Genomic DNA, 25497 nt, shown 5'->3' on the forward strand with positions numbered 1-25497 from the left:
CCAATAAAATACTGCAACTGATCAAGCCTTCAAGAAGCCCTTGTTAAAAGAGCGAAAGCTGGTTTGCATCAGGCATTCCTTCTAAACATCCTTGATCATCTAAGTACTCAATAATGGTCTTAGACAACTTCGCACGCTGCTGAAGATCTTCTTTAGAAAGAAATTCACCTTGCTCTCTTGCTTTTACAATGTTTAATGCTGCGTTCGTACCTAATCCTGCGATTGAATTGAATGGTGGAATCAATGTGTCCCCTTCTACTAAGAAGTCTGTTGCGCTCGAGCGATAAAGATCGATCTTCTGAAACGATAGCCCTCTTTCACACATCTCAAGAGCTAACTCTAGAACAGTTTGCAAGTTCTTCTCTTTTGTAGAAGCATCAAGACCTTTAGCAGAGATCTCTTCGATCTTTGTCTTTAATGCTTTGGATCCTCTGATCATAGACTCCACATCAAAATCATCCGCTCTTACTGTAAAATATGCCGCATAGAACCAGATTGGATAATGAACTTTAAAATATGCGATACGAACGGCCATCAATACGTATGCTGCCGCATGGGCTTTAGGGAACATGTATTTGATCTTCAAACATGAACCAATATACCAATCAGGGACATCGTTCTTCTTCATCTCATCGATCCACTCATCCGGCAGACCCTTTCCTTTACGTACACTCTCCATGATCTTAAAAGCAAGCGACGGCTCCAAGCCTTTATAGATCAGGTAGACCATGATATCATCACGACAGCCGATAACGTCTTTTAGCACACAAGTGCCGTTTGCGATCAATTCGTTCGCGTTATTAAGCCATACGTCGGTACCATGAGATAGTCCTGAAATCTGTACAAGTTCAGAGAAAGTACTTGGTTTTGTTTCTTCAAGCATCTGTCTTACGAACTTTGTTCCGAACTCTGGAATACCTAACGTACCTGTCTTACACATGATCTGTTCTTCCGTTACTCCTAACACTTCTGGGCCTGAAAAGATTTTCATCACTTCTGGATCAGAAGCAGGAATGGTCTTCGGATCAATACCGCTTAGATCTTGAAGCATACGGATAACGGTCGGATCATCGTGCCCGAGTATATCAAGTTTTAATAAGTTATCATGAATCGAGTGAAAATCAAAATGAGTCGTTTTCCATTCCGATCCACTATCATCGGCTGGGAACTGAACAGGACAGAAATCATAGATGTCCATATAATCTGGAACAACTATTATTCCTCCTGGATGCTGACCTGTTGTTCTCTTTACTCCTGTACATCCAGCTACGAGTCGATCAACTTCTGCCGATCGGATCGTTAAGTTATTGTCTCCTGCATACCCTTTTACGTAACCATAAGCCGTTTTTTCAGCTACGGTACCTATTGTCCCTGCACGATAAACATAATCTTCACCGAACAGTTCTTTCGTGTAGTTATGTGCTCTAGGCTGATATTCACCTGAGAAGTTTAAGTCGATATCAGGGACTTTATCTCCTTTGAAACCAAGGAACGTTTCGAACGGAATATCTTGTCCATCTTTAATATAAAGCACTTCGCATGTTGGACATTCTTTATCAGGCAGATCATAACCAGAACCAACAGAACCATCGTTAAAGAAATGGGATTCTTTACACTTCGGACAAACATAATGAGGAGGCAATGGATTTACTTCAGTGATCTCCGTCATTGTCGCAACAAACGACGAACCGACTGATCCACGCGATCCTACAAGGTATCCATCGATCAACGATTTTTTTACAAGTTTATGTGAGATCAAGTAAATAACGGCAAATCCGTGTCCGATGATACTCTTTAATTCTTTTTCCAGCCTCTTCTCAACAAGTTCAGGAAGATTCTCACCATAGATGCTTCTTGCTCGGTTATAACTCATGGAGCGTACTTCTTCATCTGCGCCCTCGATCTTTGGTGTATATAGATCATCAGGGATCGGTTTGATCTCCTGAATCATGTCGGCGATCTGTCTCGTATTTTCACAAACTATCTTTTGAGCTCTTTCTTCACCTAAGAAAGAGAACAGATCCAACATCTCATCTGTAGTTCTAAAATGCACTTCTGGAAGAGTTTGTCTGTTCAGCGGATTCGCTCCACCTTGAGAAGAGATCAAGATTTTTCGATAGATCGCATCTTCAGGATTTAAATAATGAACGTTTCCTGTTGCGACAACCGGTTTGTTCAATTTCTCTCCAAGCTGAACGATGTTAGACAGGATCTCTCTTAAGTTCATCTCATCTGCGACTAATTCTCTTTCGATAAGGTGATAATAGTTACTTGGTGGCTGAACCTCTAAGTAATCATAAAACTCCGCGATCTTTTCAACCTCTTCGATCGGTTTTTGCATCATACCCTCAAACACTTCACCTTTATCACAAGCTGAACCGACGAGTATGCCTTCTCGTAGTTTACTTAACCGTGATCTCGGAATACGTGGTGTTCGATAAAAATAAGATAGATGAGATTCGGAAACAAGTTTGTATAAATTTTTCAGCCCTTTTTGTGTCGAAGCTAAAAGTGTACAGTGAAACGGCCTTGATCTCTGAAATCCACCTTGCCCCATGTTATCGTTCAAACGATCGTGATAGAAGATATCCTTTTTAAACGTCTCTTTTAGAAGCTTCCATAATAGATAACCCGTTGCTTCAGCATCATAGATAGCTCGGTGATGCTGGGTGAGTTCGATATCAAACCTTTTACAAAGTGTGTTCAATCTATGATTCTTTAATTGTGGAAGTAGAAATCTTGCCAATTCAAGTGTATCAATTACAGGATTCTTTGCTTCCCCGAGACCTATCTTGCGTAATCCTTCGTTCAAGAAGCCCATGTCAAAGCTCGCGTTATGAGCTACTAGGATATCATCACCCATAAATGCGTGAAAATCGCGAAGCACTTCTTCTATCTCTGGTGCGTTCTCAACCATATCATCTGTAATTCCAGTCAATTCGATCGTGGTTTGAGATAGGGATTCATGTGGATTTGCAAACCTTTCAAAACGGTCAATGATCTCCCCGCCACGTATCTTTACCGCTGCAAGTTCTATAATTTTATTGTATACAGCTGATAAACCCGTCGTCTCAACGTCAAAGACAATATATGTTTCGTCTGTTAGTTTTCTTGGTGCCTCGTTGTATGCGATCGGTACACCATCATCAACAAGATTCGCCTCAAGTCCGTACAGAATCTTGATTCCGTTTTTCTTTCCTGCACTATAAGCTTCTGGAAAGGACTGAACACCAGCATGATCAGTTATTGCAATTGCTGGATGACCCCATTTCTTAGCTTGTCCCACTAAGGTTGAAACAGAAGATATTGCATCCATCTGACTCATCGGGGTGTGAAGGTGAAGCTCAACACGTTTGTTGTCTTCATCCGCAAGATCTTTTCTGAACTCAGGTTTGATCTCATTAATATCGTTAGCGATCATGACTAGATCTCTTACAAACGTATCATTCTGTATTCCGCCTCGAACTTTTAGCCACATTCCCTTTTGAATACCTTGAAGGATAGGAATATCTTCTTTGTCACGAGAGAAGATTTTAATCAATAGAGAATCCGTGTAATCGGTAATCTTGAATGTTAATAGTGTACGTCCGCTTCTAAGCTCTCTCGTTTCGGAATGAAAGACGTAGCCTTGAATCGTTATACGTCTTTCTTCATCTTGGATCGTTTGGATCGGTACAGGTTCATCTTTGATTGAATAACCGATCATAATATCAGTTCTTGCTGCAGGACCTTCAGATCGATTAGCAGCTTTCTCTTTTTCAACTAAAGCTTCCATTACTTTATTCTGATCTTCTTGTTTTCTTTGTTCGATAAACTTTTGAAAAGCTTCTTCAGAGTGTTTAATCTCTGTTTTAACCATTACAGAATGAAACCCAAACTGACTGTACATCTCCTTAATAACAGGAGAAAGCTTTCTTTGCACAAGTGCTTCTTCCGCATCATTTCGTACGGTCAGACACAAAAAATTGCCTTCCGCAATAGGATTTTGCGTAGAAAGCATACTTCCTAAACTTGGTGCTGCTGATTCTACTAACTTTTCTTTGCACAGCGGCCAAAAATTAAGAAGCTCTTCGGCTTGAAAACTCTCTTTCGTTTGAAGAGAAAAAGACACTGTAGCAATATGCTGAAAAGTTTGGCGCAGGCTAGCACTAAACCAAGCATAACTATCAGGGGTTAATGGACGTAGAAGTCCTATGATAAAATGCCAGCTTCTATTCGTCTTATCTATCGTTAGTTTTTCGATCGTTCCTTCCGAAAAACCTACTTTCATCTCATCAGGCATACCTAGTTGTTCTAAAAGAAGCGATAGCCTTTCTTGTCTGATCTGTTGATCATTTCCGCTCATACGAACCTCCTTTTAAAGGGGTTTAATTATGTTTTCACATGACTAACCAACACAATTCTTAAACATTCTCTATTAATTATACTATAGCTTTAATCAGTCAGCCTCGATAACCATCATAAAGATTAGAACTCTATTCGTAAAGTGCAAAGAGAAAGGCACCTCTTAGATAAGAGGTACCTCCTCTATAGCAACATCGTTTTAATCACAATCTACTAATTCTTAAGCTTGTCCCACTCATTTTTAATAAAGCTGCTTAGTTCAGAAACTGGCACTTCGAAAGATTCTCCGCTTTTACGTATTTTCACTTCTACGATTCCTTCTGAAGCACGTTTTCCAACCATAACACGAATTGGAAGTCCGATAAGATCGCTATCTGTAAATTTCACACCCGCTCGTTCAGGCCGATCATCATATAAACAATCAAATCCATCGTTCTTGAACTGCGTGTAAAGTTCATCGGACAGTGCTGCTTGTTCTGCGTTCTTACTGTTAACAGCAATTAAGTGAACATCGAACGGCGTTAATGATAACGGCCAGATCAAACCTTTCTCATCATTGTTCTCTTCAGCCACGGCTGCTAATGTACGTGAGACACCTATTCCGTAACAACCCATGGACATGATCTGATTCTTACCGTTTTCATCTAAGTAAGAAGCTTTCATCGGCTCACTGTATACTTTACCAAGCTTGAACACATGCCCGACTTCAATTCCTTTAGCAAAAACGATCGTCCCTTTACCATCTGGTGACAGATCACCTTCTACTACGAAACGAAGGTCAGCTGTTTCATTACATTCAAAATCTCTATTTGGATTAACATTTGTATAATGATAGCCTGTTTCATTTGCACCACAAACTGCATTTACCATATATGGAACTGCTTGATCAGCGATTACTTTAACTTCTTTTGAAGAATGAACTGGTCCGATAGATCCGTGTTCAGCATTCAACCATTCTTTTGTTTCTTCTGCTGTAGCTAATTCTACTTCTTTAGCAGAAAGAATATTCTTAAGCTTGATCTCATTAACCTCATGATCTCCTCTGACTAACACTAAAACAGGTTGTTCATCAGCGATATATAGCAATGATTTAATCACTTTGGATGGTGAAACTTGTAATAGATCTGAAACCTCTTCGATCGTTTTCGCGTGTTTCGTTTCTACTTTCTTAAGTTCCATAAGATTTTCAGATGAACGGTCTTCACGAAGAACAACTGGAGCCATCTCTATGTTCGCTGCAAAATCTGAATCCGTTGAATACGCGATAAGATCTTCACCAATCTCTGATAAGACCATGAACTCATGATTATCTTTACCACCGATCGCACCTGAATCCGCTAAAACCGCACGGAAGTTTAGTCCACAACGGCTAAAGATAGCAGAGTAGGCGTCTTTCATCGCTTCATACGTCTCATCAAGACTTTCTTGCTTATCATGGAAAGAGTATGCATCTTTCATGATGAACTCTCTTCCGCGAAGCAATCCGAAACGGGGACGTTTCTCGTCTCTGAACTTTGTTTGAATCTGATATAGATTAAGAGGAAGTTTCTTATATGATTTCACTTCGTCTCGAACGATGCTCGTAATCACTTCTTCATGAGTCGCACCAAGAGCGAAATCCCGCTCATGTCGGTCTTTTAATCTCATTAGTTCAGGACCGTAGCTATACCATCGGCCACTTTCCTGCCAAAGTTCAGCAAGCTGCAGTGCCGGCATCATCATCTCTTGTGAACCAGCACGATTCATTTCTTCTCGTACAATATTCTCTACCTTATGAAGCACCTTTTTCCCCAATGGAAGAAAAGAATAGATACCAGCAGCATTCTGACGGATAAAGCCAGCTCTTAATAAGAGCTGGTGACTTTTAACATCTGCATCTGCAGGAACTTCTCTTAAAGTTGGCATAAACAACTGACTTTGTCTCATTATCTCTACTCCTCAAATCATCCCTAATTAACCAAGAAAAATTTTCTGTATATCATTCCATGTAACAACTAGCATCAATAACATCAGAAAAGCAAACCCGATAAAATGAACCATTCCTTCTTTTTGCGGATCGATCGGTTTCCCTCTCAAAGCTTCAACTCCTAAGAACAGAAGTCGTCCTCCGTCAAGTGCAGGAAGTGGCAACAAGTTAAAGATCCCTAAGTTGACACTTAAGATAGCTGCCCACTGCAACAGCATGTAAACACCAGCTTTTGCAGCTTGATCTGTATACTCATAGATTCCAAGTGGTCCAGAGAGCTGATCGATCCCATGCTGACCCGTTATCAGTTGTCCGAGTCCTGTAAATATAGCCGTTGTCATAAACCATGTTTGTTTAGCGCCATATTCTAATGATCCAACAAAAGAGGACTCAGTATATGGATGTGCTCCGATAAACCCTTCGTTCTTATCATCAGCACCTTTACGAGAGCCAAGCGTGACAGGAACCACTTTCTCTTCTCCATCACGATTAATCGTAAACATTAACTTTTCACCAGGGTTTTCTTGAATGACAGACACTAACTCTTTCCAATCGTCCATCTTCTCGCCCTGAACTGCAATAATTTTATCCCCTTTAATCAAACCTGCTTTATCGGCACCTGCTCCTTCTTGAAGGGTACCTAGTCTTGATTCATTAGTCGGAATACCTTGCATGAGTGAAAATACGACCAAGATCACGAAAGCAAGCAAAAAGTTCATTGCAGGACCAGCAAAGATTGCTAGTGTTCTCTGCATGATCGTCTTCGATCCAAACTGTCGGTTATAAGGTGCGATCTGCATCTCCTGGTGATCAGCTACAAATAGCGCATCTTCTTTTACTTTGTAAGTAGATGTGCCTGAGTCTTCATTTTCAAAACCTGTTACATACAATTCACGTTCTAGATCAGCGTTTTCAATCGTGATCGTTTTTTGCACCGGGTATTTTTCACGGTGATTGACAACGATTTTCTCCACTTCATTTGCTTGGTTGAAGATCAAACCAACTCTGTGACCTGCCTTAAGTTCAATACCTTCCGGATCTTCTCCAGCCATACGTACGAACCCTCCAAGAGGTAAAAGACGAATCGTGTAGACTGTCTCCCCTTTCTTGAAGGCAAACACTTTCGGGCCGAATCCAATAGCAAACTCACGACACAAGATGCCTGCACGCTTTGCCAGCAATAGATGTCCGAGTTCATGAAAGAAAATTAAAGCACCTAAAATGATGATAATGGCTATCACAGTGTTCATTCCCATTACCTGCCTTTACTAAGTAGTGACTCCACATATTGACGAGTCCTATTATCTGTTTCCTGTATTGTCTCAAGGTCTGGCGTACTGACGTTGGACAAATTCTGCATAGCTCGTTCGATCATCTCTTCAATCTCAAGAAACGAGATATGACCATTAAGAAATCGTTCAACCGCTTTTTCATTCGCTGCATTTAAAATGGTCGGCATCAAGCCTCCAGCCTTACCTGCTTGAAAAGCAAGTTTTAAACACCTGAACCGGTCGTAATCCATTTCTTGAAAATGTAACTTTCCAACTTCCCATAAGTTTAACCTTTTCCCGTTTATTAATTCAAGTCGATCGGGATATGTAAGAGCGTATTGTATCGGCACTCTCATATCTGGTTGTCCTAAATGAGCGATAATGCTTGTATCAACAAACTCTACCATAGAGTGTATGATGCTTTCCTTATGTAAAATGACGTCTATTTTCGAATAATCAAAGGAAAATAACCAATGAGCTTCAATTACTTCTAAACCTTTATTCATCATTGTCGCAGAATCGATCGTGATCTTCGCACCCATCGACCAGTTTGGATGGTTCAAAGCTTCTTGAACTGTAACGTTCTTTAATTCTTCACGAGTACGGTCTCTAAAACTTCCACCTGAAGCAGTCAATATCAACTTCTCCACACGGTTCGGGTCTTCACCGTTCAAACACTGATAGATCGCTGAATGTTCTGAATCGACCGGAAGAATTGCGACGTTATGTTTCTTCGCTTTTTCCATAACAAGATGACCTGCTGTTACTAACGTTTCTTTATTAGCTAAAGCGATCGTCTTTTTTGCTTCGATGGCTTTTAATGTGGGAAGTAAGCCTACACTGCCGATGACTGCGTTCACAACAACTGTTGAATCAGTAGAAACTGCGGCCTCGATCAATCCATCCATACCTGAGACAACTCTTGTAGATGAACTTACCTTCGAACGAAGTTTTTTTGCATCTTCTTCATTTTGAACAGCACATATTTCAGGTTGAAATTTGAATATGATCTTTTCAGCAGCCTCAATATTCTTACCTACAGACATCGAACTCAATTTGAACTGTTCCGGATGAGAGGCGATCACATCTAAGGTCTGAACGCCGATCGAACCTGTTGCACCAAGTAAACTAACTGATTTCATCCTATACCTCCTAGCGTTATCCTATCAAATGAAGCACATGGAGCAACGGGAATACAAATAACGCGCTATCAAGTCTATCTAATATCCCGCCATGTCCAGGAAGCAGAGTACCAGAATCTTTCACATCGTAGATTCGTTTGAATGCCGATTCTGCCAAGTCTCCTATCTGACCAAATATACCTACGATAATGGAAATCAGTAGAATATTAGACAAAGACATATCCACAAAATGAGTAAAATAGCTGATCAACCCTACAACAAGACTAAAAAAGATACCTCCGACTGCCCCTTCGATCGTTTTGTTTGGAGAGATAACCGGCCAAAGTTTTCGTTTTCCAATCGATTTTCCAACAAAATAAGCGCCAGAGTCTGTTGCCCATATCATGAATAGGATTAAGAATAAGAGTTGGACTCCACCTTCTAAAATTCTCGTTTCTAGTAAATAGAAAAACCCAAAACCTACGTATATAGCACTAAAAAGCACAAACGAAATATGATTGTAATCTGTATTGTTCTTTTGTACAACAGTTACGACTAGTAATAGAAGAACTGCAAGTATAATGGCATCAGTTTTAGTAAAAGGTTCTAAAGAACTCATCCAGTCTTGTGGTAATGCGATCAAGACTGCTAATAAAAATCCGATTCCCCCTACGAAACTTAGCTCCATCCTTTTCATACGCAATAATTCAAACATGCCAATCCCAGTTAGCAATAGTATTAATAGTGAGAACGGCCAGCTTCCATAAAGGGTAATCCCTATAAATAAAACGGCTGCGATTACACCTGTTATTATCCGTTGTTTCATAAGTCCTCCTTAATTAAACACCGCCATACCGCCTGCCTCGTCCGGCAAATTGTGATACAGCTTCTCGTAGATGCTCTTCAGAAAAATCTGGCCATAACACTTCAGTAAACCAAAATTCAGAATACGCAAGCTGCCATAGCATAAAATTACTTAATCGAACCTCACCACTTGTACGAATCAAAAGATCCGGGTCGTTGAGATCATGCGTCATTAAATGCTGTTCGATCATTGAATCATCGATTTGTGATGGCTCTAACCTTCCTTGTTTCACCTCAGAAGCCAAAGCTTTAACTGCAGCTGTAATCTCATCGCGGCTTCCATAATTAAGAGCGAAGTTTAAGATTAAACCACTGTTGTTCTTCGTCTTGTGAATTGCTTCATCTACAGCTTTTACCGTGTGTAGTGGTAATAATTCCTTTTTACCCATTATTCGCACTTGTACGTTCTCTTTAATCAAATCTGGAAGAAAAGTGTTTAAAAATTCTCCAGGAAGTTTCATTAAAAAGTCAACTTCTTCACGTGGACGTTTCCAATTTTCAGTTGAAAACGCATAAAGAGTTAAAACTTCTATCCCAATCTTATTCGCTTCTTTAACAATTTTCCGAACGGTTTTCATCCCTTCATGATGACCGGCAATCCGTGGCATAGCTCGTTTCCGTGCCCACCTTCCGTTACCATCCATAATTATGGCTACATGTTTAGGGATATTTTCTTCTTTGAATGTATGGTTCTCCGGACTTTTTTTCTTAAAGAAAAGCTTGTCAAGCATGTATAAGCCTCCATCTTCTTAGACTTCATGAAATCCACCTTTTAGTAAGGTGTTCTCCATATGCCAATCACCTTATCAATTAAAGTCTAGCAAAATGGTGATATTGTCTAATAAAAAAGCCCCCTTTTATAGAGGGCTTTTTATATTTAATTGTACATGGAAAAGCTTTATACTTCCATGATTTCTTTTTCTTTAGCAGAACTTACAGAATCAGCTTCAGCTGTGTATTTATCAGTTAGCTTTTGAACATCATCGTTATAGCGACGTAGTTCGTCTTCTGTAATCTCAGCTTCTTTTTCAAGTTTCTTCAAATCGTCATTCGCATCACGACGAACGTTTCTTAAAGCCACTTTCGCTTCTTCAGCAAACTTTTTAACAAGTTTAACTAGTTCTTTTCGGCGCTCTTCTGTTAGAGCTGGAATCGCAATTCGAATCACTTGACCATCGTTAGAAGGTGTTAGACCAAGATCAGACTTTAGGATCGCCTTTTCAATATCTGCCATTGCAGATTTGTCGTAAGGCTGAATCACTAAAAGTCTAGCTTCTGGAGTTGTTACACCTGCTAATTGATTGATCGGAGTTTGAGTTCCGTAGTAATCAACTTGTACTCTGTCTAATAGAGAAGGGTTTGCTCTACCTGCACGAAGTGTTGAATATTCGCGTCTTAGAGCTCCGATTGCTTTTTGCATCTTTTCTTCTGCTTGAGTTAAAACTTCTTTTGCCATTAGTTTCTCCCCCTTATAACGGTTCCAATTTTTTCTCCGGCAACTGCTCGTTTGATGTTTCCTTCTTCCATGATCGAGAAAACAACTAACGGGATATCATTATCCATACATAGTGATGAAGCTGTTGTATCCATTACTGCTAGTCCATCTTTTAAAAGATCTAGATACGATAATGTCGTATACTTAACAGCGTTCTCATCCAATTTCGGATCTGCTGAATACACGCCATCCACGTTATTCTTAGCCATCAAGATGACTTCTGCTTCAATTTCTGCTGCTCTTAGTGCTGCAGTCGTATCTGTTGAGAAGTACGGGTTACCCGTTCCTGCTGCAAATATGACAACGCGCTTTTTTTCAAGGTGACGAATGGCTTTTCTTCTGATATAAGGTTCTGCAACCTGACGCATTTCTATTGATGTTTGTACTCTTGTTTGAACCCCGATGTTTTCAAGACTGTCTTGAAGGGCTAATGAATTCATTACAGTGGCAAGCATGCCCATATAGTCTGCTGAAGCACGGTCCATTCCCATCTCACTGCCCGTCTTACCACGCCATAGGTTTCCGCCGCCTACTACTACAGCAACTTCTACGTCGAGTTCAACGATTTCTTTTACTTGTTCTGCAATTGACTGAACGATTTTTGGATCGATTCCAGATGTTTGTTCACCTGCTAGTGCTTCTCCACTTAATTTCAAGACGACTCGTTTATATTTTGAAGTAGTCATTTGTCCCTCCATCACCTAAAAAAATGTATTTACTTTGGTGTTAAGGCTTTTCGTGTAAAGCTTTGTTGCTTATGAAAGAAGTTAATTTCCGTTTCAGGTGCTCGCTTTCCGCGGGGCGACCGGTGAGCCACTTGCCGCTTTGCGCCTTTAAGTGTCTCACCTGACCGCTCGTCCTAGCCAAGAGTCTCGCACCTTACACTTCAATCAACTAGTCAAAGATGTCTTTATCAAGCACAAGCAGCAATCTTTTTTTTGAAAACCATTAATATACCAAGGTTATTTCTGTAAAAAAAGAGGAACACAACGTGCTCCCCTCTTTTTCTAACTGTGCTTACTTTTTAACTTGAGACATTACTTCTTCAGCGAAGTTGTCTTCACGCTTCTCAAGACCTTCTCCAACTTCAAAGCGAATGAAGGCTTTAACAGTAGCACCTTTGGAAGCTACATATTTACCAACTTTTTGATCTGGATCTTTAATGAAAGATTGGTCGTTCAAGCAAATATCTTCGAAGTATTTACCAAGACGTCCTTCTACCATTTTAGCTACGATGTTTTCAGGCTTTCCTTCGTTAAGTGCTTGTTCAGTTAATACTTTACGCTCACGTGAAACTTCTTCTTCACTAACTTCGTCACGAGAGATGTATTTAGGGTTTACAGCTGCAACGTGCATAGAAACGTCTTTCGCAACTTCTTCTTCTGTCGTTCCTTCAACAACTGAAAGAACTCCGATACGACCACCCATGTGAAGGTAAGCGCCGAATGCTGCGTTCTCGTCTTTTTTCAAGATTTCGAAGCGACGAAGTGTAAGCTTTTCGCCGATTTTAGCGATTGCTGCGTTGATGTAGTCATTTACTGAAGTTCCGTTAAAGTCAGAAGCTAATGCATCTTCTACTGAAGCAGGCTCTGTAGCCAACAAGTGGTTACCTAACTCAGCGATTAAGTTTTTGAAGTTTTCGTTTTTCGCAACGAAATCTGTTTCAGAGTTTACTTCAAGGATAACTGCTTTGTTTCCGTCAACGATTACAGAAGTTAATCCTTCTGCTGCGATACGGTCAGCTTTCTTAGCAGCTTTCGCGATCCCTTTTTCACGAAGGTAGTCGATTGCCGCCTCCATGTTACCATCTGTTTCAGTTAATGCTTTCTTACAATCCATCATTCCTGCGCCAGTTTTCTCACGCAATTCTTTTACCATTTGTGCTGTAATAGCCATGTGTTTTTGCCTCCTTATGGGATATGTAGTGCTAGTTGTGCTTTTACATAAAAAGGGTGATAAAGGGTCATCCCCTCTACCACCCTTGAGCATTCCATTTAATTAAGCAGTAGTTTCTTCTTCAGCTGCTTCAGCTACTTCTTCTCCGCCTTGGTTAGCTTCGATGATAGCATCTGCCATCTTACCAGTAAGAAGTTTAACTGCACGAATTGCATCATCGTTACCAGGGATAACGTGATCAACTTCGTCCGGATCACAGTTCGTATCAACGATAGCGATGATCGGGATGTTCAATTTACGAGCTTCTGCAATCGCGATGCGCTCTTTACGAGGGTCAACTACGAATAATGCGTCAGGAAGCTTGTTCATGTCTTTGATTCCGCCTAGGAACTTTTCAAGACGCTCCATTTCCTTCTTAAGAAGAATAACTTCTTTCTTAGGAAGAACTTCAAAAGTACCGTCTTCTTGCATTTTTTCAAGATCTTTTAAGCGGTTGATACGCTTGCGGATAGTACCGAAGTTTGTTAATGTTCCACCTAACCAACGTTGGTTGATGTAGTACATGTCAGAACGTTCAGCTTCTTCCTTAACTGAATCTTGAGCTTGTTTCTTAGTTCCAACGAAAAGGATCTTTCCGCCGTCAGCTGCGATGTTACGCATAACATTGTAGCATTCTTCAACTTTCTTTACCGTCTTTTGAAGATCGATAATGTAGATACCGTTTCTTTCTGTGAAAATGTAACGAGACATTTTCGGATTCCAACGGCGAGTCTGATGACCAAAGTGTACACCAGCTTCTAACAATTGTTTCATTGAAATTACTGCCATAATGGCACCTCCTAGGTTTGTTTACCTCCGTTTGTTTCACCTTTGAGCAATAACTGACTTAGTCAGCACCACATTGCTCAAATCCGCAAACGTGTGTGATTAACACCGAGAAATAATATAACATGTTTCGTGCAATTTCTGCAAGTCTTTTTGCTTGTTATCGATAAAATTTTAAAAGCAACTCTACTTCTCCTTTTCCTCGGTGCAGCATTTTTGCAATTTCTTCAGCATTATAACCTTTTTGAGCTAATGTTAATACTTCGTTTGTCTCTTTAGAAAAATGTTTATCGTCAGACTCTTTCAGGTCTGTCACTGTCTCTTCTGATTCTATAATTGTGCTCTCATCCAGATCTTTTTGCTGATGATTCTTCTGAGTGAATTTTAGAATCATTTCATGCAGGCGTTCATTTTCTATCTTCATTTCTTCTGTAAATAGCTCAAGAAGCTCTTCTACTTCTTCATTTGTTTTAGAATCATGTGAGTTACTTTGTTTTTGAAATTTATTGGACAAATTAAAAATTAAATATAAACATACTATGTTTAGCAAAATACTTATGAAAATTAAAGCGTACATCGCACTCATCCTAACCTGAATAATCGATTTTACTTCCTTTATAAGGATGACTCGAACTCTTTGAACTCGTCTTTTCTTGCTGATGCTGATTTTTTGTATGAAACAAACTTGATTCAGTCGCTTCTTTTTGATTGACCCGTTCTGCTTCTAACTTGTCTTTTTTTCGTATTTCTTCTGAAGTCTGCTGTTGTTGAAGAAGTCCTCTATTCATTACATCAATACTTGCTTTTGAAGCATCAAGTGTTCTTGGAATCGCAACCTGAAGCTCGATTAATTTAAGGCTCACAGCATCACATCCAATTCTTATAGAGTGTGAACAACAATTTCCTTCTCTTCTATGAAAACTTTCGCAGCAATATATGAAGATTGAATTTTACGTTTGTATTTTCCGATCGAGATCTCAACATTGGGATGAAGTGTGCCGTTAATATTTATTGAAGACTGTAATGAATTTTTATATTTTTCGATCTCCGTTCGATGGGCTGAAATCTCTTGTTGCGATTGAGAAATCGTGTTTACAATTCTATTTATCGTTTGTTGCTCTGTATTTTTTTGAATTAACACGATCTTTAAATGATTTAATTTCTCTAGATTCTTTTCTAGTTCAAGAATTTTTTGTTCATGATGTATGATTTCTTTTTCCATTCTATCATTAGTCTTTATGTATAATAACGTTTTGGAGTTCGTTTCGTTACCTATGTTATTCGCTGAGATTCCTTTTCCTGCAATACAGGTGCCACCGGATATATTTCCTTTCCCACTCGTACATGTAATGGTTGATCCCGCCTCACAATGACTGTGAAGAATCGTTTGTTCTACTCTTATGGTTCCTTTTGCGTATACATTTCCTTGACTGATATAAAGGGAAGTGAAGTCTCCACCACAACGAACAGTTCCTTTTCCTTGACCTAAAACACCGCCTCCGATAATAACACTTCCGTCAGAAATAATATCTGCTGCTTCCACGACGCCTTCTACTCGAACATCGCCTTTAGCAGATATTTTAAATCCTGAGGGTATGTCCCCGGTTATATGTACATTTCCAACAAAATCAATATGACCGGTCTTTAAGGAAACATCACCATCTACTCGATAAACGGGATAGATATTTACACGATTATTTTGGAACGTTACTTCTCCACTCGCTGATGCATAGACACATTGCTCACTTTCGTTATATACAGTATTCTCACCATTTTTAACTGCCAAATCTTTACCTTTTTTAGAAGGTATCACTTTTCCAAAAACACTTATTCCTGGTATGCCTTCAGTAGCGTTTTGTTTTCTTGCTACGATTTCTCCGAACTCAGCTGTAGGAATTGTAAAAAGACGTTTAAAATTAAGCTTCACATTTTCGTCTGTATCAATTTTCTTCTCGTTTGTGAGAGATGGTATAAGTCTTGCAGACTCTCCATCTCTCGGGAGTTTCCCGTTTGCTATCTCAGCTGGAAATACAAAACTCTCTAGATTTTCAGCGACTAGACTCAATACTTCGTTTCGAATTCCATGTCGGATACCTTTCGATTCGATCCAAGCCAAAAGTCTAGGAAACGTGACTTCACATGATGGGATTTCAACTCCTTTTTTTAGTAAAAGAGCCTCTGTTTCACGATTTTCCAATTTAATATGAAACCATTGATCCATATCCCTACTCCTTACATATATCGTTGTAGAACCTGTCGGATTCTAAAGAGTGCTTTTGAGTGTATTTGAGATATTCTGGATGTAGATAGACCGAGTACTTGTCCGATTTCAGTTAATGTTAATTCCTCAAAGTAGAACAAACTCACTACAAGCTGCTCTTTCTCAGACAATTCCTTGATCACTAATGCGAGCTCACCATGAAGTTCTTCTTGCAGCAAGCTATTTTCAGGTGTGATCGCTTTTTTATCTTCAATTGTGTAACTAACTTTTTCACGACTTTCTGTTTCTTTGTTCTCTTCATCAATCGATAAAACGTTAGCAAGAAAGCTTTCAGACATAACTGTTGTTACTTCATTTTCTGAGTATCCGAGTTCATCTGCAACTTCTTTTGGGCTAACAGAACGAAGATTTTCTTGTTCTAACCTTTCGATGGCAGCTTCAACTTTTTTTGTTTTTTCTCTTAAACTTCTTGGAAGCCAGTCTTCTCTTCGTAAGCCGTCTAAAATCGCACCACGAATCCGAAATGAAGCGTAAGTATCAAACTTCAGGTCTCTTTCAGGCTCAAACTTTTTCAGAGCATCATATAACCCTAGCATACCGAGGGATCGGAGTTCATCTTTGTTAACACTTTTAGGCAAACCAACCGATATACGTTGTACGTGATAATTGACAAGTGGTAAATACGCACGCATCAGCTCGTCACCTGCTTCTCGATCACGACTCGTGTTCCACTTTTCCCAGCAAGATTGTTCTTCTAATAAAGATGGCTCCGTCATGGTAATCCTCCTCGTTTTTTTGTTTTTATTTAGATTACTTTTGTTCCTGCATTAACCGTTTTAATCGTTAATAAAGTGTTCTCAGGGTTGAACTCGATCGTCCTTCCACTAGAACCTCCTACATCGCTTGCTAATAATGGAATCTTTAGAGCTGATAGCTCTTCTTTTACACGTTCAACGTTTCTTGGGCCAATTCGCATCATTTCACTTCCTGAGGTAAACTTAAACATCTGTGCACCCCCAGCAATCTTTGCTTTTAAGCCTTTTCCGTTGGCACCACTCTTGATCAACATGTCGTAAAGACTCTTAATCGCCGTATCCGCATATTTCCCTTCATTCAACGTGGGAGTTTTGGAAAGTGATGAATCCGGAAGCATGATATGCGCCATCCCTGCGATTTTTTTTACTTGATCAAAAAGTATGACGCCGACGCATGAACCAAGACCTGTTGTTCTAATTGTGTTTGGAGGGGAAACGAGGTTAATATCAGCGATTCCCACCTTTATGATTTCACTCATCCAACGGAACTCCTAATGCATGAAAAATTTTTGAGAAGGATAAAGGGTCAGGCAGCAGAAAAAAGTGACCTTTTACCTCGTCTTGTCTTTCTATATCTGTAAAAGCTGTATCGATAACAATGGCATAATCACTTACAGCAGATATTTCGAACAGTCCAAAACTCAAGATCGCTCCTGCCATGTCAATGCTTGTTGCAGGAACAGACGGCTGTAAATTGAGCCCTGTAAAATCAGAGAATGATGTCAGATATGAACCCGATAGAATGTTTCCTACTTCCTGAAGAGCAGATAATGCAATGTCAGATTCATCTCCGTTCGATAAATTCACTGTTTGGCCGACTAATAAATCTTCTAAAAGCTGCTCAGCTTGCTCGACAGGAAGCATGAAGAACATACATCCGGGAGCATCCCCTACGATTCTTAAGAAAACGGAAGCCACAACGTTCTCTGCTCCGCCGACCATCTCAGATATTTCTTCAAATGAGATGACATTCACTGAAGGAACTTTCATATCGACAGCTTTGTTCAACATCGTCGACAAAGCTGTCGCTGCATGTCCTGCTCCAATGTTACCGATCTCACGTAAGACATCTAGATGGATAGGCTTAATTTTCAGAAAATCCATCTTAATGGATACTCTCCTTAGTTGGTTGGACATCCAGTTTTTCTGGATTCAAAACCTTCACGAGGTCAAGCAGGATCAATAGTCGCTTTTCAATCTTTGCAACTCCTTGGATATACTCAGCATCTACACCGCCCACTACTTCAGGAGGTGGCTCGATCGACTCTTTATCAAGATCGATTACGTCGTTCGCTGCATCTACAATGAGTCCTGCTTCAATCGTACCTACAGACACAATGATGATTCGAGTCGTATCCGTATGGCTTACTTCTTCGATCTCGAATCGAGAACGCAAGTCAATAATGGGAGTAACGACTCCTCTTAAGTTAATTACACCTTTTACAAACGATACTGTTCTTGGAATTCTTGTGATCGGTTGCATTCTTTCGATCGATTTCACGTGCTGAACAGGAACTGCATATTCTTCATCTTTTAATTGAAATATGATTACTTTTTCTTCATTCATCATGATTAACCACCTTATTTAATGAGTGCGTTGCAATCGAGAATTAATGCTACTTGTCCATCTCCTAGAATCGTTGCGCCAGAGATAGCAAATACCGATGTTAAATACTGACCGAGTGATTTCAAGACGATCTCTTGCTGTCCGATAAACGAATCAACTACTAACGCAGCCATCTTATCTCCTTTTCTTACTACGACTACAGGAACGTGCTGACCCGATCCAGTTGAACCAGGGACTTCAAAAATATCTTTCATGTTCACAAGAGGTACCACTTTACCTCTAAAATCGATCACTTTCTGATTATGAGCTGAAAGGATTTCTTCTTTTCTAATAATAGCTGTCTCAATAATTGATGATAATGGGATCGCATATTTTTCACGACTGATCTCAACGAGCATGACAGACATGATCGACAGGGTAAGAGGAAGCTGTATGGAAAAGATCGTTCCTGAACCTTCCGTTGAATCTACAGTGATAGAACCACCTAAAGATTCAATTTTGTTTTTTACAACATCCAATCCTACTCCTCGTCCGGAGATGTCAGAAACAACATCTGCTGTAGAAAAGCCGGAAGCGAACAATAATTCAAAACACTGCGTATCGGTCAAATTTTCAGACATTTCTTTCGTGAGTATTCCATTTTCGATCGCTTTACTTAATACTTTTTGTTTATTTATACCCGCTCCATCATCTTGAATCTCAATAAACACGTGATTTCCGCTATGAAAAGCTCTTAAATAGATGGTACCTGTTTCATTTTTACCTTTAGAAGAACGTACACCTGGGTTTTCAATACCATGGTCGATCGAGTTTCTAAGTAGATGAACAAGTGGGTCACCGATCTCATCGATTACGGTTCGATCTAGTTCAGTTTCTGCTCCTACGATCTCGAGGTTAACTTTTTTACCAAGATCTTTTGCTAATCCTCTGATCATTCTTGGAAACCGATTGAAGACTTGCTCTACTGGAACCATTCTCATCGTCAGGATGATGTTTTGCAGATCTCCTGACACACGAGACATTCGTTCAACAGTCTCATTCAGTTCCATACTCTTTAATGATTTTGAAATCTCTTCTAGCCGACCACGGTCAATGACAAGTTCTTCAAACAAGTTCATGAGCTGATCAAGCCTCTCGATATTGACACGAATAGTTTTCCCGCTGCTACCAGCATTTGAAGTTTGCTGTACTTCACTCTTTTTATCTTGCGGTGATACTTCTAGTTGCTCTAATTTGTCATTCTCTTCCCTCTCGGAATTAGACGATATGTTAAGTTGATCTGCCTTGATATCAATCACTTCTACTGCATCAACCTCAGAAACTTTTAAGATACGTTCTTTAACGTTTCCGGCGGATTCTTTCGTAAGGATGGAAAGAGTAAAATGTGTTCCAAATTGTTCTGTTTCTAGCATATCTACCGCTGGTAACGTCTTAATGATCTCACCGATCTGTTCGATCACTTCAAACACCATATATACTCTGGCTGCTTTTAAAATACAGTCTTCTCTTAATGAGATCGATAATTCGTATGCATGAAATCCTTGTTCTTTTGATTGAATGATGATCTGTTTTTCATATTGATCATAATCTTGCAATGAACCGGCTTCTTTGTTCGCTTCAACTTGCATCGATCGTGGAACTTCTCCCTTTTCAAGTGCCTCTAACTCTTTCACTGTCTCAGCAACATCACGTTTTCCGCTGCCGCCTTCTGAAATTTCAACTACCATCGCTTCTAAGTGATCAAGTGAAGCGAAGAGTACATCTAGAACAGAAGATGAAACGTCTAATTTGTTGTTGCGAATCGCATCTAGAACATTTTCCATACAATGAGTAAGGTTAGCTAGATCTTCATAACCCATCGTAGCCGACATTCCTTTTAATGTATGAGCAGAACGGAAAATCTCATTGACAATTGAAAGTTCACCTGGTGTTTTTTCCAGCAGAAGTACTTGTTGATTAATAGACTGTAAATGCTCTTTGCTTTCTTCAATGAATATGTCGAGATATTGTGTCATTTCCATCGTATAATTCCTCCTATTTTACAAATGGTTCAAAATTGCTGATCCGATTGACTCTAAATGAACAATTTCATCTACTTTTTTCGTAAGAACCGCGGTCTTTGGCATTCCATAAACAACGCAAGACTCTTCTGCTTCTGCAATAACTACAGTTGAACCCGCTTCTTTTAAATCTACGATCCCTTCGGTGCCATCAGAGCCCATACCCGTCATGATAACAGCGATCTTTTGGTAGTCTTTAAGTTTGCTTGCAGAACTGAACAGTACGTTTACTGCTGGTCGATGTCCTCCTACAGGATCATCTTTATGTAACGAAACGTACAAGCGCTCCATTTTCTCGTAAAGTCGTACATGAAAACCACCCGGTGCGATGTAAACATAACCTTTTTGTAACAGCTCATGGTCCTCCGCCTCTTTTACAGAAACGTTCGATAATGAATTCAATCGATCTGCTAACGATCTCGTAAACCCTGCGGGCATATGTTGTACGACAACAACAGGTGCATCTAAGTCCGTCGGAAGCTTTGTGATCACTTGTTGTAATGCTCTTGGACCGCCAGTGGATGTACCGATCAAGACCAGCTTGTCTTTGTATTCTCTCTTTAGAATTCTCTTCTGTACATTTTTTTCAAGTTTATATGGTGACGGTGCTTTTTTTGCTGTGATATTTGCTTTTGAAGACGTTATTACTTTTTCTATTAAACTATTTTTTACTTTATGTAAATCTAGGGATATTGCGCCAGATGGCTTAGCGATAAAATCAATAGCTCCTGCTTCCATAGCTAGAATCGTATTTTCTGCACCGACTTTTGTTGTGCTCGATAACATGATGATCGGAACAGGGGAGCTGTTCATGATCGTTCTTGCAGCATCAATGCCATTTAAAACGGGCATTTCAACATCCATCGTGATAACGTCTGGTTTTAATTTTATTGTTTTATCAATTGCTTCCTGTCCGTTTCTAGCTGTATCGATCACCATAATTCTAGGATCTTCACTTAAGAACTCTTTGATCAGCTTCCTCATAAAGGCAGAATCATCTACAATTAGTACTCTGATCTGTTTCATGCAGCATCTACCTTTCTCTGAAAAATGACTTCAACTTGCCGATGAAAGACTTATAAGATACTTCTTGCTGTTTTACCGTACCAACATACGTTTCCGCTAACTGATAGACAGCTTTGGAAGCTAATGAGGATGGCTTATGAATAGAGAAGGGAATTTGTTTTTTTACAGCATGCCATACATCTTGATCCATCGGTATCTGTCCTAAACAAATCAGCTCTTTTTGTAAGAACTGTTTACAAACATGGCTTAACTTTTCAACCGTATCTCTTCCTTCTCTTTGATTTTCATATCGGTTGATAACTAAATAGAAGGGAAGTTCTTTATCTTTCATATAAATGAATTTCATCATAGAATAGGCATCTGTTAGTGATGTGATCTCAGGTGTAGCTATCACCAATACCTCATGGCTTGCAAGCACAAACTTTAAAGCCGTTTCTGTTGCACCTGCACCCATATCTAGAAAGATAAAATCATAAAATCTCTCTAATTCTTCTATTTGATTCATAAAATGTACTAACATCTCATCCGTTATGCTTGTAAGAGAACCGAAATTCCTACCACCAGCAATCGTATGAAGTCCATCTTTACCCTCTTCGATGATCTCCCATACAGACAATTGGTTCTGAAGCATATCCATCAAATGTCTGTGAGATCTTCTTCCAAGAATCAAATCTACATTTCCCATACCTATATCAAGATCTAGTACTAAAACCCGCTTTCCCATTTTAACCAGCGAAAGGGCAAGATTCACCGTGACGTTCGTTTTACCGACGCCGCCTTTACCACTGACTACAGAGATTACTCGCGCACTGTTTGCCGAAACAGAGACTAATTGTTTTCGAAGACTATTCGCTTGATCAAGCATGATGTGTCTTTTCCTTTAACAGCATCTGAATAAGTTCATCCGCTTCAGCCTCAAACATATCATCAGGGACGTTCTGGCCGTTAGTTACATAGCCGATCGGTACATTGTTTAGGATTGCAAGATTAAGTAGTGAGCCGTACGTCTTTGTTTCATCTTTCTTCGTAAAGATTACTTTATGAACAGGTAAACTCTTAAACTGACTATAGATGGTTTCCATATCGCGATATTTTGAGGTTAATGAAAGGACAAGATAGTTTTTCATATCCTTATCAAAATGGATGATACGTTGAAGCTCTTCGATATAAAAACGATTTAAAAAATTTCTGCCTGCAGAGTCTACGAGAACTAGATCATAATCTTCAAACTTTTCTTTAGCTCTCTTAAAATCATCCGCTGTATAAGCGACCTCACATGGAATGTTTAAAATCTCAGCGTACGTTTTTAGTTGGTCGATAGCAGCGATCCGATATGTATCGGTCGTAATAAACGCTACTTTCTTTCCATCTTTTAAAACCGCTTTTGCTCCAATCTTGGCTATTGTCGTTGTTTTACCAACACCAGTAGGTCCGATCAAGTTTAAGAATTTCGTTTCATAATGAAAGCCACCAAACTCACTTTTAGCCATTCTTGCACTTAAAAAGCTGCTGATCCACGCATTCCAGTCATAACTGACTCTTTCCATTTCATCTAGACTTTCGTATTTAGTGGATAAAGATGGAATAATTTCTTCTAGTATTGCTGAGTCAACTTCTTGATTGCAAAGAAACGTTTCCCATTCTTTAACAAATGGTGCTGTATCTTCTGGAATCTTGGATTGTACGGTCAACGTGTGAACCATCTTCTTCAGCTGACGAATCTCCTTCGTCAATTCCTCTTCTTGATACTCAGGTTGCTGTTGTTTCACAATATTTTTGTTATGATTCTTCGTTTGATGATAATCTATGTCTTGATCCAATCCTGCGAAAATCTCAACATTTTTCTTTGTAAAGAATCCGAAGAAACCTCCAACTTGAACCTCTCTTGTATTTAATATGACTGCACCGCTGCCAAGATCTGCTCTTACTAATTTCATAGCTTCTGGCAAGTTCTGTGCTGTATACTTCTTCACTTTCATCAGATGTTCACCACCCCTACACTTTTCACTTCTAGCTCAGGTTCCAATTCGTTGTATGATAGAACCGCTACATCCGGAAGATAACGCTCAATGAGTTGCCTTACGTACATCCTTACAGCTGGTGAACATAAGAGAACAACGGATTGGTCAAAGCTTCGTCCTGATTCAAGTTCAGATGTAATGCTGTCAAAGATCACTTGAGAATCTTCTGGATCTAAAGAAAGGTAATTGCCATGTTCTGTTTGCTGAACAGCATCAGCTATCTTCTTTTCTACCGATCCGCCAAGTGTGATAACATGCAGCGGTTCATTTTCATTCGTATAGGTTTTTGATATCTGTCGAGACAAACCTTGTCTTACATACTCTGTTAATAGATCTGTATCCTTTGTCATCTTTGCAAAATCAGCTAACGTTTCAAAGATTACCGCTAAGTTTCGAATCGAGATTCGCTCTCGTAAAAGTTTGGATAATACCTTTTGAACTTCACCGATCGTAAGGGCATCTGGCGTTACTTCTTCGACAATGGCTGGATACGATTCTTTTAGATGCTCTACAAGTTGTTTTGTTTCTTGTCTGCCGATCAGTTCGTGTGCATGTTTCTTTATCACTTCTGTTAAATGCGTTGAGACGACTGAAGGGGGATCTACGACCGTGTATCCTGAGTATTCAGCTCGTTCTTTCATCTCTTCACCGATCCAGATGGCCGGCAGACCAAATGCTGGTTCCATCGTTTCGATACCTTGTACCTCTTCATCATCGATTCCTGGACTCATCGCTAAATAATGATCCAACAGCAACTCACCTTTTGCGACTTGACTGCCTTTTATTTTAATTCTGTATTCATTCGGCTGAAGCTGGATGTTGTCTCGAATCCGAACGACCGGTACGATCATTCCAAGCTCTAGAGCAAGCTGCCTTCTGATCATTACGATCCTATCCAAAAGGTCACCGCCTTGCGAAGTATCAGCTAACGGAATGAGACTGTAGCCGAATTCAAATTCGATCGGGTCGATCTGCAGCAGATTCACAACAGATTCAGGACTTTTCAACTGTTCAGTTTGAATGTCTTCTTCTACCACTTCTTCTTTTTCTTTTTGCTCACGCTCAGCTTTTAATAAAAGATAACCGCCGATAGCTAAGATTCCGCCGATCGTAAGTGTAAAAAAGTCATTGATCGGTGTGAACAACCCCAGCATGATGATGGTTCCTCCAGCTACAAAAAGCATGACAGGGTAAGCAAGCAATTGTTTGCTGATATCAAACCCTAAGTTTCCTTCTGAAGCCGCACGCGTCACGATAATACCTGTCGCTGTCGATATGATCAGCGCAGGAATCTGTGATACTAATCCATCACCAACCGTCATTCTTGTAAACAATTCTGCACTCTCACCAAAGCTAAGACCCATCTGAAGCATTCCGATGATGATTCCGAACACCATATTGATCAAAACGATGATGATACCAGCTATTGCATCACCTTTAACAAATTTACTTGCTCCATCCATCGCTCCGTAAAAATCTGCTTCTCGTTCAATCGTTTCACGTCTTTCTTTCGCTTCCCGATCTGAAATCATGCCAGCGTTCAGATCAGCATCAATACTCATCTGCTTACCAGGCATCGCATCAAGTGTAAACCTTGCAGCAACTTCTGATACACGTTCAGATCCTTTCGTAATTACGATAAATTGAATAATAATTAGAATAAAAAATACCACGATACCAACAAGAATATTTCCACCTACTACAAATTCACCGAAAGTATGTACAACGTTTCCAGCATCTCCTGTTGAAAGGATGCTTCTCGTTGTCGAAACGTTTAGCCCTAGTCTAAAAAGCGTCACTAACAATAACAATGACGGAAATATAGAAAATTGGAGAGGCTGTGTTGTGTTCATGGCAATCAATATGATTAAAAGTGCCAGAGATATATTCGTAATGATTAAGAAGTCCAACATAAAAGTTGGCATTGGTATGACGAGCATGGCGATAATGAGAATAACGCCTGCTAAAACACTCATGTCTCTAGCTTTCATCTGTAAACTCTCCT

At 39.7% G+C, this 25497-nt stretch carries 22 protein-coding genes; all 22 read right to left on the bottom strand.

The window, feature by feature from the left end:
* Positions 1–43 precede the first annotated feature (43 nt).
* Positions 44–4345 carry a PolC-type DNA polymerase III gene (locus FS458_RS11620; RefSeq protein ID WP_144700720.1) on the bottom strand — a complete coding sequence of 1434 codons (4302 nt, stop codon included), beginning with the start codon at positions 4343–4345 and terminating at the stop codon, positions 44–46.
* Positions 4346–4557: 212 nt separating this feature from the next.
* The gene (locus tag FS458_RS11625) at positions 4558–6270 is read right to left on the bottom strand and encodes a proline--tRNA ligase (protein ID WP_144700722.1); all 1713 of its coding nucleotides are present in this window, start codon (positions 6268–6270) and stop codon (positions 4558–4560) included.
* Between the two features lie 27 nt (positions 6271–6297).
* Positions 6298–7560, bottom strand: a complete 1263-nt coding sequence (rseP, locus tag FS458_RS11630; RefSeq protein WP_144700724.1) for an RIP metalloprotease RseP — start codon at positions 7558–7560, stop codon at positions 6298–6300.
* A gap of 5 nt (positions 7561–7565) precedes the next feature.
* Positions 7566–8723: a 1-deoxy-D-xylulose-5-phosphate reductoisomerase gene (dxr, locus tag FS458_RS11635; RefSeq protein WP_144700726.1), complete on the bottom strand. Its 1158-nt coding sequence runs from the start codon at positions 8721–8723 to the stop codon at positions 7566–7568.
* A gap of 16 nt (positions 8724–8739) precedes the next feature.
* A complete protein-coding gene (locus tag FS458_RS11640; protein WP_144700728.1) occupies positions 8740–9528 on the bottom strand; it encodes a phosphatidate cytidylyltransferase in 789 nt (262 codons plus the stop codon).
* 13 nt (positions 9529–9541) lie between these two features.
* Positions 9542–10297, bottom strand: a complete 756-nt coding sequence (locus FS458_RS11645) for an isoprenyl transferase (RefSeq protein ID WP_144700730.1) — start codon at positions 10295–10297, stop codon at positions 9542–9544.
* Between the two features lie 167 nt (positions 10298–10464).
* Positions 10465–11022 (bottom strand): ribosome recycling factor, encoded by a 558-nt coding sequence (gene frr / locus FS458_RS11650; RefSeq protein WP_137789640.1) that lies wholly within the window; start codon positions 11020–11022, stop codon positions 10465–10467.
* A complete protein-coding gene (gene pyrH, locus FS458_RS11655) occupies positions 11022–11747 on the bottom strand; it encodes a UMP kinase (protein ID WP_066393724.1) in 726 nt (241 codons plus the stop codon). Before pyrH ends, frr begins: the two co-directional genes overlap by 1 nt.
* Positions 11748–12078: 331 nt before the next feature.
* Complete coding sequence (gene tsf / locus FS458_RS11660; protein WP_144700732.1) at positions 12079–12957, bottom strand: translation elongation factor Ts; 879 nt, start codon at positions 12955–12957, stop codon at positions 12079–12081.
* A 102-nt stretch (positions 12958–13059) separates the two neighbouring features.
* Positions 13060–13785, bottom strand: coding sequence for a 30S ribosomal protein S2 (gene rpsB, locus FS458_RS11665; protein ID WP_144700734.1), 726 nt, complete (start codon positions 13783–13785; stop codon positions 13060–13062).
* A 157-nt stretch (positions 13786–13942) separates the two neighbouring features.
* Positions 13943–14359: a DUF6115 domain-containing protein gene (locus FS458_RS11670; RefSeq protein WP_144700736.1), complete on the bottom strand. Its 417-nt coding sequence runs from the start codon at positions 14357–14359 to the stop codon at positions 13943–13945.
* 10 nt (positions 14360–14369) lie between these two features.
* On the bottom strand, positions 14370–14645 hold the full coding sequence (locus FS458_RS11675; protein ID WP_144700738.1) for a hypothetical protein: 276 nt from the start codon (positions 14643–14645) through the stop codon (positions 14370–14372).
* A 17-nt stretch (positions 14646–14662) separates the two neighbouring features.
* Positions 14663–16003: a DUF342 domain-containing protein gene (locus FS458_RS11680; RefSeq protein ID WP_144700740.1), complete on the bottom strand. Its 1341-nt coding sequence runs from the start codon at positions 16001–16003 to the stop codon at positions 14663–14665.
* 11 nt (positions 16004–16014) lie between these two features.
* Positions 16015–16779, bottom strand: a complete 765-nt coding sequence (locus FS458_RS11685) for a FliA/WhiG family RNA polymerase sigma factor (protein ID WP_137789645.1) — start codon at positions 16777–16779, stop codon at positions 16015–16017.
* Between the two features lie 29 nt (positions 16780–16808).
* Positions 16809–17297, bottom strand: coding sequence for a chemotaxis protein CheD (locus FS458_RS11690; RefSeq protein WP_144700742.1), 489 nt, complete (start codon positions 17295–17297; stop codon positions 16809–16811).
* Complete coding sequence (locus FS458_RS11695; protein WP_144700743.1) at positions 17290–17922, bottom strand: chemotaxis protein CheC; 633 nt, start codon at positions 17920–17922, stop codon at positions 17290–17292. The genes FS458_RS11690 and FS458_RS11695 overlap by 8 nt, the downstream gene beginning before the upstream one ends.
* A gap of 1 nt (position 17923) precedes the next feature.
* Positions 17924–18388, bottom strand: coding sequence for a chemotaxis protein CheW (locus FS458_RS11700; RefSeq protein WP_370629964.1), 465 nt, complete (start codon positions 18386–18388; stop codon positions 17924–17926).
* An 11-nt stretch (positions 18389–18399) separates the two neighbouring features.
* On the bottom strand, positions 18400–20406 hold the full coding sequence (locus FS458_RS11705; RefSeq protein WP_144700745.1) for a chemotaxis protein CheA: 2007 nt from the start codon (positions 20404–20406) through the stop codon (positions 18400–18402).
* 18 nt (positions 20407–20424) lie between these two features.
* On the bottom strand, positions 20425–21471 hold the full coding sequence (locus FS458_RS11710) for a protein-glutamate methylesterase/protein-glutamine glutaminase (protein WP_144700747.1): 1047 nt from the start codon (positions 21469–21471) through the stop codon (positions 20425–20427).
* Between the two features lie 7 nt (positions 21472–21478).
* Positions 21479–22336, bottom strand: a complete 858-nt coding sequence (locus FS458_RS11715) for a MinD/ParA family protein (protein ID WP_144700749.1) — start codon at positions 22334–22336, stop codon at positions 21479–21481.
* Entirely contained in the window at positions 22329–23450 is a 1122-nt protein-coding gene (gene flhF, locus FS458_RS11720; protein ID WP_144700751.1) for a flagellar biosynthesis protein FlhF, read from the bottom strand. The genes FS458_RS11715 and flhF overlap by 8 nt, the downstream gene beginning before the upstream one ends.
* Entirely contained in the window at positions 23450–25483 is a 2034-nt protein-coding gene (gene flhA, locus FS458_RS11725; RefSeq protein WP_144700753.1) for a flagellar biosynthesis protein FlhA, read from the bottom strand. Before flhA ends, flhF begins: the two co-directional genes overlap by 1 nt.
* Positions 25484–25497: the final 14 nt, after the last annotated feature.

This window comes from Fictibacillus phosphorivorans (genome assembly GCF_007673525.1).
Taxonomy (GTDB): Bacteria; Bacillota; Bacilli; order Bacillales; family Fictibacillaceae; genus Fictibacillus; species Fictibacillus phosphorivorans_C.